General features: G+C 72.4%; 13 protein-coding genes. 6 read left to right on the top strand and 7 right to left on the bottom strand.

Annotated features, from left to right (window positions below; genetic code table 11):
• Position 1 precedes the first annotated feature (1 nt).
• The 6 genes from ABD981_RS23600 to ABD981_RS23575 form a co-directional block, all read right to left on the bottom strand.
• Complete coding sequence (locus ABD981_RS23600) at positions 2-2,314, bottom strand: molybdopterin oxidoreductase family protein (protein ID WP_046906901.1); 2,313 nt, start codon at positions 2,312-2,314, stop codon at positions 2-4.
• Positions 2,311-3,489 (bottom strand): hypothetical protein, encoded by a 1,179-nt coding sequence (locus ABD981_RS23595; RefSeq protein ID WP_046906900.1) that lies wholly within the window; start codon positions 3,487-3,489, stop codon positions 2,311-2,313. The genes ABD981_RS23600 and ABD981_RS23595 overlap by 4 nt, the downstream gene beginning before the upstream one ends.
• Before the next feature lie 83 nt (positions 3,490-3,572).
• Complete coding sequence (pflA, locus tag ABD981_RS23590; protein ID WP_046906899.1) at positions 3,573-4,373, bottom strand: pyruvate formate-lyase-activating protein; 801 nt, start codon at positions 4,371-4,373, stop codon at positions 3,573-3,575.
• A gap of 222 nt (positions 4,374-4,595) precedes the next feature.
• Complete coding sequence (gene pflB / locus ABD981_RS23585; RefSeq protein WP_046906898.1) at positions 4,596-6,890, bottom strand: formate C-acetyltransferase; 2,295 nt, start codon at positions 6,888-6,890, stop codon at positions 4,596-4,598.
• Positions 6,891-7,042: 152 nt separating this feature from the next.
• Positions 7,043-8,467 carry an MFS transporter gene (locus tag ABD981_RS23580; protein WP_240495162.1) on the bottom strand — a complete coding sequence of 475 codons (1,425 nt, stop codon included), beginning with the start codon at positions 8,465-8,467 and terminating at the stop codon, positions 7,043-7,045.
• 119 nt (positions 8,468-8,586) lie between these two features.
• Positions 8,587-11,484, bottom strand: coding sequence for a nitrite reductase (locus ABD981_RS23575; RefSeq protein WP_046906897.1), 2,898 nt, complete (start codon positions 11,482-11,484; stop codon positions 8,587-8,589).
• Positions 11,485-11,799: 315 nt separating this feature from the next.
• Between ABD981_RS23575 and ABD981_RS23570 the strand changes: the two genes are divergently transcribed.
• The 6 genes from ABD981_RS23570 (at position 11,800) to ABD981_RS23545 (ending at position 16,385) form a co-directional block, all read left to right on the top strand.
• Positions 11,800-12,543 carry a sirohydrochlorin chelatase gene (locus tag ABD981_RS23570; protein ID WP_046906896.1) on the top strand — a complete coding sequence of 248 codons (744 nt, stop codon included), beginning with the start codon at positions 11,800-11,802 and terminating at the stop codon, positions 12,541-12,543.
• A gap of 131 nt (positions 12,544-12,674) precedes the next feature.
• Entirely contained in the window at positions 12,675-13,847 is a 1,173-nt protein-coding gene (locus ABD981_RS23565) for a low temperature requirement protein A (protein ID WP_046906895.1), read from the top strand.
• A gap of 195 nt (positions 13,848-14,042) precedes the next feature.
• The gene (locus tag ABD981_RS23560) at positions 14,043-14,177 is read left to right on the top strand and encodes a hypothetical protein (RefSeq protein WP_276205569.1); all 135 of its coding nucleotides are present in this window, start codon (positions 14,043-14,045) and stop codon (positions 14,175-14,177) included.
• A gap of 62 nt (positions 14,178-14,239) precedes the next feature.
• Entirely contained in the window at positions 14,240-15,295 is a 1,056-nt protein-coding gene (locus tag ABD981_RS23555) for a P1 family peptidase (protein ID WP_046906894.1), read from the top strand.
• A gap of 170 nt (positions 15,296-15,465) precedes the next feature.
• Complete coding sequence (locus tag ABD981_RS23550) at positions 15,466-16,254, top strand: DUF6227 family protein (protein ID WP_046906893.1); 789 nt, start codon at positions 15,466-15,468, stop codon at positions 16,252-16,254.
• Positions 16,251-16,385, top strand: coding sequence for a hypothetical protein (locus tag ABD981_RS23545; RefSeq protein ID WP_276205568.1), 135 nt, complete (start codon positions 16,251-16,253; stop codon positions 16,383-16,385). Before ABD981_RS23550 ends, ABD981_RS23545 begins: the two co-directional genes overlap by 4 nt.
• 64 nt (positions 16,386-16,449) lie before the next feature.
• On the opposite strand, the gene ABD981_RS23540 is transcribed toward ABD981_RS23545, so the two are convergent.
• A complete protein-coding gene (locus tag ABD981_RS23540; RefSeq protein WP_046906892.1) occupies positions 16,450-18,471 on the bottom strand; it encodes a PTS fructose transporter subunit IIABC in 2,022 nt (673 codons plus the stop codon).
• Positions 18,472-18,595 lie beyond the last annotated feature (124 nt).

Below are 18,595 nucleotides of genomic sequence, written 5' to 3'. Positions count from 1 at the left end.
GTCAGCTCCTCTCCGAGGTGCCACGGCCCTGGGGGGCCGTGGGGGGCAGGGGGTCGGCGCGGGAGACCTGGGTCTCCGGGTAGGCGACCTGGCCGGGGGCGGTGGGCGGCGCGGGGACCTCGTCGATCCGTTCGGCCGGCTCGACGCGGGCGGCGCAGACCTTGTACTCGGGGATCTTGGAGCGGGGGTCGAGCGCGTCGATGGTCAGCGCGTTGGCGGCCGTGGGCACGGGCCAGTGGTACGGGACGAAGACGGTGTCGGGGCGGATGGCCTCGGTGACCAGGGCGGGGAAGACCTCGCTGCCGCGTCGGGTGACGACGCGGACCGGGTCGCCGTTGCGGAAGCCGAGGGAGGGGTGCACCTCGACCCAGGGGCGGGGGGTCTGCTCGACGAGGGCGCCCAGGCGGCGGGTCTGGTTGCCGGAGAGGAAGTGGGCGACGGTGCGCCCGGTCGTCAGGGAGAGGGGGAATTCCTCGCTGTACGGGTCCATGGGCGGGTGCCATTCGACGACCTGCAGGTGGACCTTGCCGTCGGGGTGGTAGGTCCGGCCGTCCTCGAAGAGGCGGGGGGTGCCGGGGTGCTCGGTGTCCGGGCAGGGCCAGGCGATGCCGCCGGTCTCCTCCAGCCGCTCGTAGGTGATGCCGTAGTAGTCGTTGACCGTTCCGGCGGAGGCGATGCGCAGCTCCTCGAAGACGGAGCGGGAGTCGGGGAAGTCGAACTTGTCGGCGGCGCCGAGGCGTCTGGCGAGTTCGCAGATGACCCAGGTGTCGGTGCGGACGCCGGCGGGTGGTTCCTGGGCCTTGTTGTGCTTGACCACCCGGGCCTCGGCGTTGGCCATGACGCCCTCGTCCTCGGCCCAGACGGTGACGGGGAAGACGACGTGGGCGTTGGCCGCGGTCTCGGAGAGGAAGAAGTCGAACTGGGCGTGGAACTCGGCGGTGTCGTACCCGTCCTTCACCGTGGCGTAGTTCGGGAGGGAGACGAAGGGGTTGTTGCAGATGCCGATGAGGCCGCGGATCTCGCGGCGCTGCATCTGCCAGACCATCTCCATCATGGAGGTTCCGGCGGGCGGCAGCTCGGCCTCGTCGATGCCCCAGATCTCGCAGATCTGACGGCGGTGTTCGGGGTTGGCGATGGAGCGGCCGCCGGGCAGGAGGTCGGACTTCTGGCCGTGTTCGCGACCGCCCTGGCCGTTGCCCTGGCCGGTGATGGTGCCGTAGCCGGCGCCGGGGCGGCCGATGTTCCCGGTGGCGACGCACAGGTTGATGATCGACAGGCAGTTCTCGACGCCCTGGGAGTGGTGTTCGACGCCGCGGGCGTGCCAGGCCATGGCCTTGTCGACGCCGGCGAACATGCGGGCGACCTGGACGATCTGTTCCTCGGGGACGCCGCAGATCTCGGCGGCGCGGGCGGGCGGATAGTCGGCGACGGTCTTCTTCACCTCCTCCCAGCCGGTGGTGTGGGCGGCGAGGTAGGCCTCGTCGGTGAGGCCTTCGGCGACGACGACGTGGAGGACGGAGTTGAAGAAGGCGGAGTCGGTGCCGGGCTTGAGGGCGACGTGCAGGTCGGCGGTGCGGGCGATGGGGGTCTCGCGCGGGTCGACGACGATCAGGGTGGCGCCCCGGTCCCGGGCGCCCCAGAGGTACTGGGTCATGACGGGGAAGCATTCGCCGACGTTGGAGCCGGCGATCAGCAGGCAGTCGGTGAGGAGGATGTCGGAGAAGGGGTTGCCGGCCCGGTCGATGCCGAAGGCGAGTTTGTTGGCGCCGGCGGCGGAGACCATGCACAGGCGCCCGTTGTAGTCGACGTGCCGGGTCTTCAGGGCGACCCGGGCGAACTTGCCGACCAGATAGGTCTTCTCGGAGAAGAGGCTGGCGCCGCCGAGCAGACCGAAGGCGTCGTTGCCGTACTCGCCCTGGATGCGGCGGACCTCGGAGACGGTGAAGTCGAGGGCCTCCTCCCAGCTGACCTCGCGGAAGGGCTCGTCGCGGTTGCTCCGCATGAGCGGGGAGGTGAGCCGGTCGGGGTGGTTGACCTGCTGGTAGGCGTTGATGCCCTTGGGACAGAGCCGCATCCGGTTGATGTCGTGGTTGCGGGGTTCGACGCCGAAGACCTTGCCCGCCTGGTCGACCCGCAGGTACATGCCGCACTGCACGCCGCAGAAGCAGCAGTGGGTGGGGACGAGGGTCTCCCCGTTCTGGTCGGCGTGCCAGCGGTCGGCGGGGATGCCTCCGGCGTCGCGGAAGTTCCGCGTGCCGGGCGGGGCGACCGAGGGGTCGAGCGGCAGCGGCTGCCCGGCCTGCGCGTGCGTCACTTGAAGCCCTTCTTGACGTGGGTGAGGTAGGCGTTGCCGCGCAGGACGCGCTTGCAGCGGGGGCAGTACTCGGCCCATTCGTCGAAGTCGAGCCGGAGGTCGCGCATGGTGCCCTGGAGGTTCTCGACGTAGGGGGCGGTGTCGATGGGCTCTCCGCAGCGGCGGCAGGCGAGGAGCCCCTCGTCGGCGGCTGCCGCCGCGGCGGCGGCCCCCGGGACGGCGGCCCCCGGGACGGCGCCGGTCCCGTCCTTGCGGCGCGCGGTGTACTTGAAGAGCTGCATGCCGACCGCGGCCGGCCGCTGCACGATGTGGAAGAACTTCCCGAACGGGATGTAGATCAGGGTGAAGACCACCGACACCATGTGCAGGATCGCCAGGAACTCGTAGCCGCCGCCGTGCAGGAAGATCGAGGAGAAGGTGAGCAGCAGGCCGGTCACCGAGATCACGATGAGGGCGATCAGCGGGACCAGGTCGTAGGCGAAGCGCTGGCCGGTGATGGCCCCGCGGTCCTTCATCCGGCGCCAGAGGAAGTAGGAGGCGCCGGGGATGACGAGGACGGCGGCGATGTCCAGGCCGTGGAACATCAGCCAGCCGACGGCGTTCAGCGCGTTGAAGCCGAGGACCTTGAAGCCCCAGATCCGCATCTCGTAGCCGGGGCCCGAGCCGGTCGAGGAGGTGAAGGTGAACCAGCCCCAGGTCAGCGGGAAGGTGATCAGGGCGGCGAGCACGCAGCCCCAGAAGATCAGCTGGTGGGCGGCCCAGCGGGCGTGCGAGCGGGCGCCGAGGAACTTCTGGAAGCCGAGGTAGGTGGCGATCATCCGGGGCAGGGCGGTGGGTGCCCTGCGGAAGTTCTCGGCGGAGAAGAAGGCGCGCCAGCCCTGCTTGAACAGACGCCGGGCGCCGGGGGCGGAGACCCACACGGTGTAGCGGTAGGCGACGCCGAAGGCGAGGAAGACGGTCGCCACCGCATAGGGCAGGAGGGCCGAGTCGAAGTCGCGCAACAGCCGGCTGCCGAGGACGATCGCGAGGATCAGCAGGAGGGAGACGACGACCCCCGCGAGGCTCGCGCGGCGGCGTACCTGGGCGGGGGTCTGCGGCGGCGGGTCGGCGGCGGCGGGCGGCGTCCCGGTGGGGGCCTGCGGTGGCTCGGCGGGGGCCTGCGGTGGCTCGGTCACGCGGTCACCGTAGGGCGAATGATTTAGCTTTGTCCTGTTTTCCCGCGCAGGTGGGTGAGCGTGCCGCCCGGCTTGTCAGATTGTCAGACGGCGTACAAGCCGTGGGACCGGAAGACCTCACGCACGGCGGTGACCTGCTCCGAAGTCGGGGAGGGCGTGTCGTGGAGGGTGAAGGGCTTGGCGAGTGCCTGCCACTTCGCTTCGCCGAGCTTGTGGAAGGGGAGGATGTCCACGCGGGAGACGTTGCCGAGACCGGCGGCGAAGGCGGCGACTCCCTCCACGTTGGCGGGGTCGTCGGTCAGCCCCGGGACGAGCACGAAGCGGACGTGGACCTCCTGGCCGAGGTCGGCGAGGCGCCGGGCGAAGTCCAGGGTCGGCCGCAGCGGCCGGCCGGTCACCTTCTGGTACGTGTCCGGGTCCCAGGACTTGATGTCGAGAAGGACCAGGTCGGTGTCGCGCAGCAGGGCGTCGGTCGCGCGCACGCCCAGGAAGCCCGAGGTGTCCAGGGCGGTGTGCAGCCCGAGCTCGTGCTTCATCCGGTGCAGCAGCTCGCCGGTGAAGACGGGCTGGAGCAGCGGTTCGCCGCCCGAGACGGTGGCCCCGCCGCCGGACGCGGAGATGAAGCGGGTGTACTTGCCCGCTTCCGCGATCACGTCGTCGGCCGAGGTGCGCTTGCCGTTGCGCATCCGCCACGTGTCGGGGTTGTGGCAGTAGAGGCAGGTCAGGGGGCAGCCGGAGAGGAAGGTGACGAAGCGGGTGCCGGGGCCGTCGACGCCGGTGGACAGGTCCCAGGAGTGCACGGACCCCTCGGAGGGCCGCTGGGTCGCCGCGGCGGCCGGGGTGATGGGAAGGGTCGGAATGTCCGAGCCGAGGAGCACGGCCATGGCAGGGCCTCCTGTCCGGGCGGATGGAAGAGGTGGTGCGGAAGAGGTGGTGCGGAAGAGGTGGAAGCGGTGGTGCGGGAAGGGGCGGTGCCGTCGACGGGGGCGGTGGCGTCCTCGGGGCGGGTGTCGCGCGCGGCTCCGGGGCCCGGGTGAGGGTCGAGGAATCGGGCCCCGGGGCCGCGCGGGTCTTGGGGGGCCGGCCGGTGAGGGCCGGCCCCGTGGTCACAGGGACCCGTGGAAGGTGCGGTTCAGGACGTCGAGCTGCTGCTCACGGGTCAGCCGGACGAAGTTCACCGCGTATCCGGAGACCCGGATGGTGAGCTGCGGGTAGTTCTCCGGGTGCTCCATCGCGTCCATCAGGACGTCCCGGTTGAGGACGTTGACGTTCATGTGGAAGCCGTCGCTGGCCATGTAGCCGTCGAGGACACCGGCGAGGTTCTTGATCCGCTCCTCGGGGGTGCGGCCCAGGCCGTCCGGGGTGACGGTGTTGGTCAGCGAGATGCCGTCCTCGGCGTCCTCGTACGGGAGCTTGGCGACCGACAGGGCCGAGGCCACGTAGCCGTGGGTGTCGCGGCCGTTCATCGGGTTGGCGCCAGGGGAGAACGGCTCACCGGCGCGGCGCCCGTCGGGGGTGTTGCCGGTCTTCTTGCCGTAGACGACGTTGGAGGTGATGGTCAGGACGGACTGGGTGTGTTCGGCGTTCCGGTAGGTCGGGTGCTTGCGCACCTTCTTCATGAACTCCTCGACCAGCCACACGGCGATCTCGTCGACGCGCTCGTCGTTGTTGCCGTAGGCGGGGAACTCGCCCTCGATCGTGTAGTCGGTGGCCAGGCCGGTCTCATCGCGCACCGGGGTGACCTTGGCGTACTTCACGGCGGCCAGCGAGTCGGCGGCGACCGAGAGGCCGGCGATGCCGCAGGCCATCGTGCGGCGCACGTCGCGGTCGTGGAGGGCCATCTCGATGCGCTCGTAGGCGTACCGGTCGTGCATGTAGTGGATGACGTTCAGGGCGTGGACGTAGACGTCGGCCAGCCACTCCATCTGCTCGTCGAACTTGCGCATGACCTCGTCGTAGTCGAGCACGTCCGAGGTGATGGCGCCGGTCTCGGGGCCGACCTGGGCGCCGGACTTCTCGTCGCGGCCGCCGTTGATCGCGTACAGGAGGGTCTTGGCGAGGTTCACGCGGGCGCCGAAGAACTGCATCTGCTTGCCGACGGGCATCGCCGAGACGCAGCAGGCGATGGCGGTGTCGTCGCCGAAGCGCGGGCGCATCAGCTCGTCCGACTCGTACTGCACGGAGGAGGTGTCGATGGAGACCTTGGCGCAGAACTCCTTGAAGCCCTGGGGGAGCTGCGGCGACCAGAAGACGGTCATGTTCGGCTCGGGGGCCGGGCCGAGGTTGTAGAGGGTCTGGAGGTAGCGGAAGGAGGTCTTGGAGACCAGCGGCCGCCCGTCCTCGCCCATGCCGGCGATGGACTCGGTGACCCAGGTCGGGTCGCCGGAGAACAGCTCGTCGTACTCGGGAGTGCGCAGGAAGCGGACGATGCGCAGCTTGATGATGAAGTCGTCGACCAGTTCCTGGGCCTGCTCCTCGGTGAGGAGGCCGGCCTCGAGGTCGCGCTGGAGGTAGACGTCGACGAAGGTGGAGGTGCGGCCCAGCGACATCGCGGCGCCGTTCTGCTCCTTCACGGCGGCGAGGTAGGCGAAGTACAGCCACTGGATGGCCTCGCGGCCGGTGGTGGCGGGGCCGGAGATGTCGTAGCCGTAGGAGGCGGCCATCGCCTTCAGCTCGCCGAGGGCGCGCATCTGCTCGGAGAGCTCCTCGCGCAGCCGGATGGTCTCCTCGAGCGAACGGTGACCGGCGGGGAGGGAGTTGAGCTCCTCCTTCTCCTCCTTCTTCACCGCGATGAGGCGGTCGACGCCGTAGAGGGCCACGCGCCGGTAGTCGCCGATGATGCGGCCGCGGCCGTAGGCGTCGGGGAGTCCGGTGACGATGCCGGCCTTGCGGGCGGCGCGGATCTCGGGGGTGTACGCGTCGAAGACACCCGCGTTGTGGGTCTTGCGGTACTCGGTGAAGACCTTCTCCAGCTCCGCGGAGACCGGGTAGCCGTAGGTCTCCAGGGCGCCGGCGACCATGCGCCAGCCGCCGTACGGCATGATCGCGCGCTTGAGCGGCGCGTCCGTCTGGAGACCGACGATCAGGTCCTTGTCGCGGTCGATGTAGCCGGGGGCGTGGGCGGTGATGGTGGAGGGGATGTCGTACGAGACGTCGTAGACGCCCTTCGCGCGCTCCTCCGGGAACTTGTCCGTGATGGCCTTCCACACGGCGGTGGTCCGCTCGGTGGGGCCGGCGAGGAAGGAGTCGTCGCCCTCGTACGGCGTGTAGTTCTGCTGGATGAAGTCACGGACGTCGATGGCGTCGCGCCAGAGGCCGCCCTTGAAGCCCTTCCAGGCTCCCTCGTTCACCGTCGCTTCAGCAGGGGTCGCAGTCACTGCCCGCACCGCCTTCTCGATCATTCGACATAGCCTCTTTGCTTGCTTCCATTCCACTCCCTTTGATCGATCAAAGGGGGCGGCAATGGTCACCAGTCGATGGCCCTAGGTCCCGTTCCGGGAATGGGAGAAGGCCCCGCCTGGGCGGGGCCTTTTCCGGACGGGGACAGGGCCGGTCAGCTGGGGGCCTCGGCGCCCTTGCGGGCGTAGAACCACCAGGTCACGACGGTGCAGCTGGCGTAGAAGGCGACGAATCCCCACATCGCGCTGGTCACGGCCACCGAGCCGAAGAGGGCAGGGATGAAGAAGAAGCCGTAGGCCGCGATGGCCGAGGTGAAGCCGGTGACCGCACCGGACTCCATTTCCGCCTGCTTGAGGGCCCGGGCGTATTCCGGGGTGCCCTCCGTCAGCCCCTTCAGGTGGGTGCCTCGGAAGATGACCGGGATCTGCCGGAAGGTCGAACCGTTGCCGATGCCGGAGAAGAGGAAGGCCGCGAGGAAGCAGAAGAAGAATCCGTAGAAGGAGCCTCCGCCACCGCCCGAGGGCAGGAAGTTGATCACGCCGATGATGGAGATCGCCATGCCCACGAAGGACAGGATCGTCACCCGCGCGCCGCCCCACTTGTCCGCGATCCAGCCGCCCGCCCACCGGGCGAGGGCGCCGACCGCCGGGCCCATCCAGGCGTAGGTGGCGACCGAGTAGTCCGGGAAGGTGGTCTTGATCAGCATCGGGAGCGCCGCGGCGAAGCCGATGAAGGAGCCGAAGGTGCCGACGTAGAGCCAGGTCATCAGCCAGTTGTGCTTGCGCTTGAAGATGACCTTCTGCTTGCTGAAGGGGGTGGAGGCCACCTTCAGGTCGTTCTGCCCGAACCAGGCCACGGCGGCCAGCACCAGCAGCACGGGCACCCAGATGAAGGCCGCGTTCTGCAGGTAGACCGGGGTGCCGTCCGCCTTGTGCTGGGCGGAGCCGATGGCGATCGTCGACCAGGTGATGACGATCGGGGTGAGCAGCTGGACCACCGAGACGCCCAGGTTGCCCAGGCCGCCGTTGATGCCGGTCGCGCTGCCCTTCTTCGCCTTGGGGAAGAAGAAGCCGATGTTGGCGAGGGAGGAGGCGAAGTTGGCGCCGCCGATGCCGCAGAGCGCGGCGATCGCGACCATCACGCCGTACGAGGTCGACGGGTCCTGGATCGCGATGCCCAGCCAGATCAGCGGCACGATCAGCACCACCGTCGACAGGGCGGTGAAGCGCCGCTGGCCGACCATCGGGCCGAGGAAGGTGTAGAAGATCCGGGCCGTGCCGCCGGTCAGACCGGGGATGGCCGTCAGCCAGAACAGCTGGGAGGTGGAGAAGGAGAAGCCGACGTCCTTCAGGTTGGTCGCGGTGACCGACCAGACCTGCCAGACGACGAAGGCCACGAGCAGCGCCGGAACCGCGATCCACAGGTTGCGGTTGGCGACCTTCTTGCCGACCGACTTCCAGAACAGCTCGTTCTCCGGCTCCCAGTCCGTGATGGGCCGGCCGGGGCGGTACTGCTCCGTGTCGTACGAGGCGGGTGACGGACCGGCCTGCGTTCTGCTGTCCTGGGCTACGGAACTCATGGCGCTTCCCTGACTTTTCCGAGTGGTTCTTGCCCTTCCAGGCTGCGCCGCCGCACAAGGCCGGCGTGAGAGTCCATCGTCGGCGGACGGCACGGCGTAGGTCCCGTCGGTCCCGGGCCCTACGAACCCTTCGGGACCTGGGGGACCGCCAGCAGCGGCAGCGCCACCTCCGGGTCGTCCAGGCAGACGCCGGTCCGCAGGTCGAACTCCTGCTTGTGCATCGGCGAGGCCACCACCGGCACGCCGCCGCGGGTGCCCATGATCCCGTTCGCGATGACGTCGGCGCCCGAGAACGGGTCCCGGTTGCCCACCGCGTACACCTCGCCCGTGCCGTCCTTGAACAGCGCGGCCTCCGTCCCGTCGGCGAGCACCGCGGCCCGGCCCCGGCCGGGCTCCAGGAACCGGACGCCCGCCACGTGCGGCTCGAAGCGCTCCAGGGCCGCCGGGTCCTCCAGGACCGCCTGCCACTCGTCGCGGTACGCGGCCACGTGCCGGTCCATCTGCGCCTCCAGCTCGGCGCAGATCCCCAGCGAGTCCTCCACGAGGACCTCCCGCAGGTGCGCGATGCCGCCGCCGGTCCCGCCCAGGCGCTCCAGCCAGGCGGAGGTGCGCTCCAGGCGCTCGCCCGTGCGGATGTAGTACATGAGGAAGCGGTCGACCAGGGCGAACAGTTCCGCCGCCGAGAGGTCGGCGGCCAGCAGGTCGGCGTGGCGGGGGGTGGTGCCGCCGTTGCCGCCGACGTACAGGTTCCAGCCGCCGGCGGTGGCGATCACGCCGATGTCCTTGCCGCGTGCCTCCGCGCACTCGCGCAGGCAGCCCGACACCCCGCCCTTGAACTTGTGCGGGGCGCGCAGGCCCCGGTAGCGCAGCTCCAGGTCGATCGCGAGCTGCACCGAGTCGCCCTGCCCGAAGCGGCAGAACTTGGAGCCGACGCAGGACTTCACCGTCCGCAGCGACTTCCCGTACGCCTGGCCCGACTCGAAGCCCGCGGCGATCAGCCGGCGCCAGATCGCGGGGAGCTCCTCCTTCCGCGCGCCGAACAGGTCGATGCGCTGGCCGCCCGTGATCTTGCTGTAGAGACCGTGGTCGCGGGCCACCTCGCCGATGACGATGAGCTGCTCGGCGGTGATCTCGCCGCCCGGGACGCGCGGCACGACCGAGTAGGTGCCGTCCTTCTGGAGGTTGGCGAGGAACAGGTCGTTGGAGTCCTGGAGCGCCGCCTGTTCGCCCTCCAGGACGTGCCGCAGCCCGAGTTCGGGGGCGAGGGTGCCGAGGACGTTGGCGACGACGGGCTTGCAGACCGTGCAGCCGGAGACCGCGCCGGAGCCGGAGCCGGCAGCGGAGCCGGAGCCCGCGCCCCCGACCGTGCCCGCGCCCCCGACCGTGCCCGCGCCCGCACCCGCACCCGCACCCGCACCCGCACCCGCGTCAACACTCCCGTACCGCTCCATCAACTCGGTGAAGGAGCGGATGTGTTCCGTGCGGATCAGGTCGTAGATCTCGGAGCGGCCCAGCTCCGGGAAGTGCTCGCACAGCCCGCGCGGCTTCTCCACGCCGGCCGCGTCCAGGACCGCCTGGAGGGTGTTCAGGCAGCCGCCGCAGCCGGTGCCCGCCTTGGTGCAGCGCTTGACGCCGCCGACGTCGACGAGCCCGTGCTCGGCGATCGCCTCCCGCACCGCTCCCTTGGTGACGTTGTGGCACGAGCAGACGACGGCGTCGTCCGCGAGGGCCTCCGCGCCCGGCAGCTGCCCCGCGCCGTCCGGGGACGGCAGGAGGAAGGCCTCGGGCGGGGCCGGGAGCTGCCTCCCCGCGTGCGGCCGCAGCGAGCCGTACGCCTCCGCGTCACCCACCAGGATGCCGCCGAGGAGCTGCCCCTCCGGGCCGAGCAGCAGCTTCTTGTAGACGCCCTCGCGCCCGTCCGAGAACACGATCTCGGTGGCCCGCGGCTCGTCGGCGAACGGGTCGCCGAACGACGCCACGTCCGCCCCGAGCAGCTTCAGCTTGGTCGACGTGTCGGCGCCCGTGAACACCGAGCCGCCCGGCCCCGCGAGCCGGTCCGCGACCACCTCCGCCATCTGGTAGCCGGGGGCGACCAGGCCGTAGACCCGGCCGTCGCAGGTCTGGGCGCACTCGCCGACCGCGTACACGTACGGGTCGCTCGTCCGGCAGTGTTCGTCCACCGCCACGCCCCCGCGGTCGCCGACCGCGAGCCCCGCCTCGCGCGCGAGGCGGTCCCTGGGCCGTACGCCCGCCGAGAAGACCACCAGGTCGGCGGGGATCCGCGTACCGTCGGACAGCATCAGGGACCGCACCCGGCCGTCGGCGTCGACGTCGACCTCGGCCGCGCCGACCCCCGTGTGCACGGCCACGCCCATCGACTCGATCGTGGCGCGCAGCGCCGCCGCGCCGCCGTCGTCGACCTGGAGCGGCATCAGCCGGGGCGCGAACTCCACGACGTGCGTGGCGACCCCGAGGCTGCGCAGCGCGCCCGCCGCCTCCAGGCCGAGCAGCCCGCCGCCGATGACGACCCCGTCGCGGACGCCGTTCCCCGCGCCGGCGTACGAGGTGAGGGCCTCGACGTCGTACAGGGTGCGGTACGTGAAGCAGCCGGCCGCGTCGGCTCCGGGGATCGGCGGCACGAACGGGTACGAGCCGGTGGCCATGACCAGCACGTCGTACGGCACCACGGCGCCGGAGGTCGTGGTGACCGTCCGGGCGGCGGTGTCGACGTGCTCGGCCGGGTCGCCGAGCCGCAGGTCGACGAGGTCCTCGTCGAGGGCGGGGAGGGCGAGCCGGCCGGGCTCCGTGCCGGCGAAGACCGAGGAGAGGTGCACCCGGTCGTACGCGGGGACGTCCTCCTCCGCGAGCACCACCGCGCGCCAGCCGGGCCCGCCGTCGGGGCCGGCGAGCGCGCCCCGCTCGGCCAGGGCCTCCAGGAGCCGGTGCCCGACCATGCCGTGGCCGATCAGCACGAGGTTCCGGGTCTGCTGGGCGGGGCCGGCGGGGGCGGCAGCCATGGCGGTCTCCGTGGGGTGGGAGGTACGGGTGACGTGTACGTGGGGGGAGTGCAGGTGGAGGGGGAGGGTCCCGTGCTCCGTCGCCTTCGACGGTAGGGCGGCACGGCCACCCGGGCGGGCCCGAAAAGGGCCCGATGCTCCGGGACTTGCGGCCCTGCGGTTCGGGACCTGCGGCGGGGCCGGGGGGCGGCGGCGCGGGCATAGCGTGGGCCGCGAGGGGGCCGTGCCGCCGAACGACACCGGCGGCGCGGCCCCGGACGGGCCCTGGGGAGGGGTGAACGGGCCCTCCGGTTCGGCGCCGTCGCGGAGGCAGTCATGCGGGATCTCGTACTCGCCGTGCACGGCAGCGCCGTGCCCGAGGCCGGGGCGACGGTCGCCCGGCTCGCGGACACCGTCCGCCGGCTCACCGAAGCCCCCGTGGCCGTCGCCCATCTGGACCACCAGAAGCCGTCGTTGCCGTACGTGCTCGCCGACCGGCCGGGCGCCGTCGTCGTGCCGCTGCTGCTCGGCGACGGCTACCACCGCACCGTCGACGTCCCCGCCGTCGCCCGGCACTTCGACTGCACCGTCACCCGCGGCCTGAGCGGCGAGCCGGGCGTCGGGCTCGCCCTGTGCGACCGGCTGCGCGCCGCCGAGCGGGCGGCGGGCGGCCCCGCGGACGCGGTCGTCGTCGCCGGTGCCGGTTCGTCCCGGCCGGGCGGCAACGACGGCACCCTGGCGGCCCTGGACCGGCTCGCGCACCTGGTCCCGGTCCCGGTGACCGCCGCCTACTGCTCGGCCACGGGCCCGACGGCACCGCCGGTCGCCGAGGCCGTCGCCTCGCTCCACGCCCGCGGTTTCCGCCGGGTCGCGGTCGCCGCGCACCTGCTGGCCCCCGGCCGCTTCACCCGCGCCCTGGAGGCGCTCCCCGGCGTCTGGGCGGTCTCGGCACCGCTGGCCGACCACCCGCGGATCGCGGGGGCGGTGGCGAAGCGGTACGGGACGGCGCCGCACGCGGCCGGGGAGGCGGCGGGGAGCCGTCCCTCCGCGCGGGCCTCCGTGGCGGGCGGACGACGGTAGGGGCGGGGCCGCCGGGACCCGGCCCCGAGGGACGGGAACCGCGCGCCCCACCCCGTGTCCCGGTCGGACACGTCCGCTCGCGCGCCCCCGGGAATCCCCTCCTCGCCCCCTCGTCTGCTGTCCTGTGGGGCATGACGCAACCCTTCCTGCCGCTCACCGCCCGATCCCGTGAGGAGTCGCACCGCGCCGCGACTCCCCTGGAGCTCTTCTTCGACCTCTGTTTCGTCGTCGCCGTCGCCCAAGCCGGTGCCGAACTCGTGCACTCCGTCGCCGAGGGGCACGCCGGAACCGGCATCATCAACTACACGATGGTCTTCTGGGCCATCTGGTGGGCGTGGATGAACTTCACCTGGTTCGCCTCCGCCTACGACAACGACGACGCCCTCTACCGCGTGGTCACCCTCGTCCAGATCGCCGGCGTCCTCATCCTCGCCGCCGGGGTCTCCCGCGCCTTCGAGGAGCACGACTTCCTCGTCGTCTTCATCGGCTACGTCGTCATGCGGCTCGCGCTCTCCTCCCAGTGGCTGCGCGCCGCCCACCACGCCACCGATCCGGCCGAGCGGACCATGTGCCGGCGGTACGCGGGCGGGGTCGTCGCCTGCCAGGCCGGCTGGACCGCGCTGCTGCTCGTGCCCGAGGACGTGCGGCCCTGGGTGTTCCTGGTGATGGCGCTGGCCGAGATGGCCGTGCCGGTGTTCGCGGAGAAGGACGTCACCACGCAGTGGCACCCGCACCACATCGCCGAGCGCTACGGCCTGTTCACGATCATCGTGCTCGGCGAGTCGATCGCCGCCGCGACGGTCGCCGTGAAGTCGGGCATCACGGAGAACGACGCCCTCCGCGAGCTGCTGCCTATCGCCGCCGGCGGGCTCCTCATCGTCTTCGCCGCCTGGTGGATCTACTTCGTCGTCCCCGCCCACGACCGGCTCAGCAGCAACCGGCAGGGCTTCCTGTGGGGCTACGGGCACTTCCTGATCTTCACCTCGGCCGCCGCGATCGGCGCCGGCCTGGAGATCTCCGTCGAGCAGGCCGTCGGCAAGGCGCACATCTCCACGCTCGCCGCCTCCTCCGCCGTCACCATCCCCACCGCCGTCTTCCTCCTCTGCGTGTGGCTCCTGCACGCCCGCTACTTCAAGGTCGGCATCGCCCAGCAGTCCGTCCTCCCGGTCGCCTCCCTCGCCATCCTCATGTGCACGTTCGCCGGACACTGGGCGGTCTTCGCGGCCGGTCTGGTCGCCGCCGCCACGGTCGCGGTGGGGGTGACCCTGACCGCGACCAACCCGGCCACCCGCGACGCCGCCTGAGCCACAACGCCCGCGTGATCCTCCGGCTGCTCGGCCCGCTCACCGCCTCCGGCGCCCCCGCTCCCGGCGGCCCCGCTCCCGGCGGCCCGCGCGTGCGCGCGCCGGCGGCGGCCGTCAGCGCCCGTCAGCGCCCGCCGGATCACCGTCGACACGGTCTCCCCCGGGCCGACGCAGACCGCCAGGCCGGCGGCCGCGATGGCCGCCGTGCCGCAGCCGGCGGACATGCCGATCGGCGGGCAGGCACCGCCCTGGGTCGGCAGGCCCGACGACATCGCCGCCCCGGTCGCCTTCCTCGCCTCCGCGGAGGGCCGATGGATCCCGGCACCGTGATCGACGCCTCCGGCGGCACGTATCTCGGACCCAAGCGCTGACCCGCGTGGTACGCAGGGGACATGACACTGCATCGGCATGACGCACTCACCGACGTGGGCGGCCTGCGGGTCGGTCACGCGCGGGTTCCGGGGGAGCTGGCGCTGTCCGGCACCACCGTCGTCCTCGCCCCGGAGGGCGGGGCCGTGGCCGCCGTGGACGTGCGCGGCGGGGGGCCCGGGACGCGGGAGACGGACGCGCTGGACCCGCGCAACCTGGTCCAGCGGATCGACGCCGTCGTCCTGACCGGCGGCAGCGCGTACGGGCTCGACGCGGCGGCCGGGGTGATGGCCTGGCTGGAGGGGCAGCGGCGCGGGGTGCGGGTCGGGCCCGACCCGGCGCACGTGGTGCCGGTCGTGCCCGCAGCCTGCCTCTTCGACCTCGGCCGGGGCGGCGACTTCGCGGCCCGGCCCGACGCCTCGACCGGCCGGGCGGCGGTGGAGGACGCCGCCCGGACCGGTCCCTACGCGCCGGTGGCGACGGGCACGGTGGGCGCGGGCACGGGGGCCGTGGTCGGCGGGCTCAAGGGCGGGGTGGGGACCGCGAGCACCGTGCTGGACTCGGGGATCACGGTGGGGGTGCTGGTGGTCGTCAACGCGGTCGGCTCGGCGGTCGACCCGGAGACGGGCGTGCCGTACGGGCGGTACTTCGAAGGCGGGCGCCCCGTCTTCCCCGACCCGGCCGTGCACGAGGCGGCGCGGCGCCGGCTCGCCGAGGCCCGGGCGGAGGGCACGCCGCCGCCCATGAACACCACGCTGGCGGTGGTCGCCACGGACGCGGCGCTGACCCGCGCGCAGGCGCAGAAGCTCGCGGGGACGGCGCACGACGGCATCGCGCGCGCCGTCCGTCCGGTGCATCTCCTCAACGACGGCGACACCGTCTTCGCCCTCGCGACCGGGGAGCGCGAACTGCCCGCGGAGGCGGGTCCGCTCGCCCTGAACGAGATCCTCGCGGCGGGCGCGGACGCGGTCACGCGGGCCATCGTCCAGGCGGTTCTCGCCCCGGAGACGGGGGTGACCGGGCCGGGCGGGGACCACCCCGCGTACCGCGAGCTCTACGGCGACCCGTACGACGACTAGCCCCCTGAACCGACTGCCGGTATACCAAAGGGAGTTGACGAACTCGTGAGGGGGCGCGGGAACTCGATGCGCGCCCCCGTCCGTTTTCCCGAACGCGAGACACGATGTCAGACCCAGGGACTACGTTTAGCAAGCACCAAGTGACATGCGGCGACGGCCTGGAGACCCCCTTGAACGATCCGCACGATCCGCAGGATCCTTCGCACGACCCGTACGAGACGACCGACACCCAGGTTGAGCGGCTCCTCGGCCGGGCTCTCAACTCCTTCGACCTGCCCGACTCCACGGTCGAGCGCCTGGCGTCGGCGCTCGCCCACTCCAGCGCGCTGCACTCCTCGCACCACAGCGCGTCGCTGCACCGCACCACCTACCGCCACACCTATCTGCTCGCCGACGGCACGGCCCTCAGCCTCTGGGAGCTGGTGCACAACTCCGGCCGCGACGGCACCGAGCACCACGAGCTGTACGTGGAGGAGTCCGAGGCCCGGCTGGCCGCCTCGCGGCTGCCCTCCGGCCCCTCGCTCGGCTGGAGCGTGGAGCGCGCCGACGGCCTGGCCGCCGACGAGGACGACGACCTGGAGGTGCTGAGCGCGCTCCTCGCGCGCCCCATACCGGCCCAGCCCAGGATGTACGTGCCGGACAACTCCGCGGACCACGCCCGCCGGGTGCTCCGGCGCGCGGAGAACGCGGACCGGCCCGGCGAGCCGACCGCCCGGCGGCTCCGGCTCGCGTTCGCGCACCACATCACCCAGGCCTTCGGGCGCCAGTGCCCCGTGGAGGGCGGCCGGGACGCCGGCTTCACCCTCTACGAGCACCAGTTCCTGCTCCTCGACGGCAGCGAGGTCAGCCTCTGGGAGGTCGAGCACACGGCGACCCCGGACGGGCGCCACATGTGCGAGGTGTACGCGGACGAGCGCGCGGCCCGCGAGGCGATGGAGTCCCGGTCCCGGGTGCGGTGACCCCCGCGCCCCCGCCCTTCCCGGTCCTCGCCCGCCGCGCTCAGCGGGTGCGGACCGGGAGGGCGACCGTCACTCCCGTCAGCCGCTCGGTGGGCGACCTGAAGAACAGCGTCGCCGTCATCGACCGCTGACGGCGACGAGAAGGAGGAGGGACCCCTCGGGGTCCCTCCTCTCCACGGTCCGGGCACGGCCCGGTCAGGCCGCGACGGTCACCTTCGTCGCGGTCTCGGCCGCTTCGCCCGCCGCGTCCGCCCGCGTCTCCCCCGGCGCGGGCTTCCGCGCGCTCTTGAGGAGGATGACCACCGCGGCGCTCACCACCGTGCCGGCCGCGATCGCGAGCAGGTACAGCAGCGGGTTGCCGATCAGCGGGATCACGAACAGGCCGCCGTGCGGGGCCCGCAGGGTGCACTCGAAGGCCATCGACAGGGCGCCGGTGACCGCGCCGCCCGCCATCGCCGCCGGGATGACCCGCAGCGGGTCCGCCGCGGCGAACGGGATCGCGCCCTCCGAGATGAAGGAGGCGCCGAGCACCCAGGCGGCCTTGCCGTTCTCCCGTTCGGTCTTGGTGAAGAGCCGGCCGCGCACGGTCGTTGCCAGCGCCATCGCGAGCGGCGGCACCATGCCCGCGGCCATCACCGCGGCCATGACCTTGAGGGAGCCCTCGTTGGGGGTGGCGAGGCCGCCGACGGCGAAGGCGTACGCGACCTTGTTGACGGGACCGCCGAGGTCGAAGCACATCATCAGGCCCAGGATCACGCCGAGGATCACCGCGTTGGCGCCGGAGAGGCCGGACAGCCAGTCGGTCAGCGCGTTCTGGAGGCTCGCGATCGGCTTGCCGATGACGAGGAACATCAGGAAGCCGACGACGATCGACGAGAGCAGCGGGATCACGACCACCGGCATGATGCCTCTGAGCGCGGCGGGGATCCGCACCTTCTGGATGGCGAGCACCGTGCCGCCGGCCACCAGACCGGCGACGAGACCGCCGAGGAAGCCCGCGTTGATGGTGAGGGAGATCGCGCCGCCGACGAAGCCGGGGACGAGACCGGGGCGGTCCGCCATGCCGTACGCGATGTATCCGGCGAGGACCGGTACGAGGAAGCCGAAGGCCAGTCCGCCGATCTGGAACATCAGGGCGGCCCAGCTGTCGACCTGGCCCCAGGCGAAGTGCTCGGCCACGGAGGGGGCCTTGTTGATGTCCCAGCCGCCGAGGGCGAAGCCGAGGGCGATGAGGAGGCCGCCTGCGGCGACGAACGGCACCATGTAGCTGACGCCGGACATGAGCCACTTGCGGAGCTTGGTGCCGTACCCCTCGTCCGGCTCGCCCGCCCTCTCCACCGGGGTGGCGGCGACCGGGGCGGCGACCTCGCCGCGGGCGGCCTTGTCGCGGACCTCGGCGACGAGTTCGGCGGGGCGGTTGATGCCGGCCTTGACGCCGACGTCGACGGTCGGCTTTCCGGCGAACCGTTCCTTCTCCCGTACGGGGACGTCGTGCGCGAAGATCACGCCGTCCGCGGCGGCGACGACCGCCGGGTCGAGCCGGGTGAACCCGGCCGAGCCCTGCGTCTCGACCACCAGCTCCACCCCCGCCGCCTCGCCCGCCTTCTCCAGGGCCTCGGCGGCCATGTAGGTGTGGGCGATGCCGGTGGGGCAGGAGGTGACGGCGACGATTCGGAAGGCCGCGCCGTCCGACGCGGCGACCGGGGCCGTACCACCGGACGCGGTCTCCGGCCCACCGGACGGGGTCTCCGGCCCGCCGGACGGGGTCTCCGGAGCCTCCTCCCCCGCGATCAGCGCCGCCGCTGCCGCCGGAGAGGTCGCCGCCCGGAGCGCCCCCGTGAACTCGGCGTCCATCAAGTGCCGGGCCAGCGAGGAGAGGATCGTCAGGTGGGCGTCGTCCGCGCCGGCCGGGGCCGCGATCAGGAAGACCAGGTCCGCCGGGCCGTCGGGGGCGCCGAAGTCGATGCCCGCGGCGGAGCGGCCGAAGGCCAGGGTCGGCTCGGTGACGTGGGCGCTGCGGCAGTGCGGGATCCCGATGCCGCCGTCGAGCCCGGTCGGCATCTGGGCCTCGCGGGCGGCGACGTCCGCCAGGAAGCCGTCGAGGTCGGTGACCCGGCCCCGGGCGACCATCCGTTCGGCGAGCGAGCGGGCCGCCGCCTCCTTGGTTTCGGCGGACAGGTCGAGATCGACCAGGTCCGCGGTGATCATGCTGCTCATCGCGGGCTCCCTTGCTCGCTGAGTACGGGTTCCAGAGGTGCGCCGAAGGCCGCGCCGGCCACCGGCGGATCGAGGCGGGCCCCGCCCGCCACCGACAGGTCCAGGCAGGCCGCCCCCGCCCCGC

It is taken from the genome of Streptomyces showdoensis, assembly GCF_039535475.1.
GTDB classification, from domain to species: domain Bacteria; phylum Actinomycetota; class Actinomycetes; order Streptomycetales; family Streptomycetaceae; genus Streptomyces; species Streptomyces showdoensis.
This window is presented reverse-complemented; position numbering and strand designations above follow the sequence as displayed.

Excerpts from the sequence above, each read along its gene's own strand:
- ABD981_RS23570 (WP_046906896.1), top strand. The coding sequence starts at position 11,800 with ATGCGGGATCTCGTACTCGCCGTGCACGGCAGCGCCGTGCCCGAGGCC.
- ABD981_RS23580 (WP_240495162.1), bottom strand. The coding sequence starts at position 8,467 with ATGAGTTCCGTAGCCCAGGACAGCAGAACGCAGGCCGGTCCGTCACCC.
- pflB (WP_046906898.1), bottom strand. The coding sequence starts at position 6,890 with ATGATCGAGAAGGCGGTGCGGGCAGTGACTGCGACCCCTGCTGAAGCG.
- ABD981_RS23540 (WP_046906892.1), bottom strand. The coding sequence starts at position 18,471 with ATGAGCAGCATGATCACCGCGGACCTGGTCGATCTCGACCTGTCCGCC.
- ABD981_RS23555 (WP_046906894.1), top strand. The coding sequence starts at position 14,240 with ATGACACTGCATCGGCATGACGCACTCACCGACGTGGGCGGCCTGCGG.
- ABD981_RS23560 (WP_276205569.1), top strand. The coding sequence starts at position 14,043 with ATGGCCGCCGTGCCGCAGCCGGCGGACATGCCGATCGGCGGGCAGGCA.
- ABD981_RS23565 (WP_046906895.1), top strand. The coding sequence starts at position 12,675 with ATGACGCAACCCTTCCTGCCGCTCACCGCCCGATCCCGTGAGGAGTCG.
- pflA (WP_046906899.1), bottom strand. The coding sequence starts at position 4,373 with ATGGCCGTGCTCCTCGGCTCGGACATTCCGACCCTTCCCATCACCCCG.
- ABD981_RS23575 (WP_046906897.1), bottom strand. The coding sequence starts at position 11,484 with ATGGCTGCCGCCCCCGCCGGCCCCGCCCAGCAGACCCGGAACCTCGTG.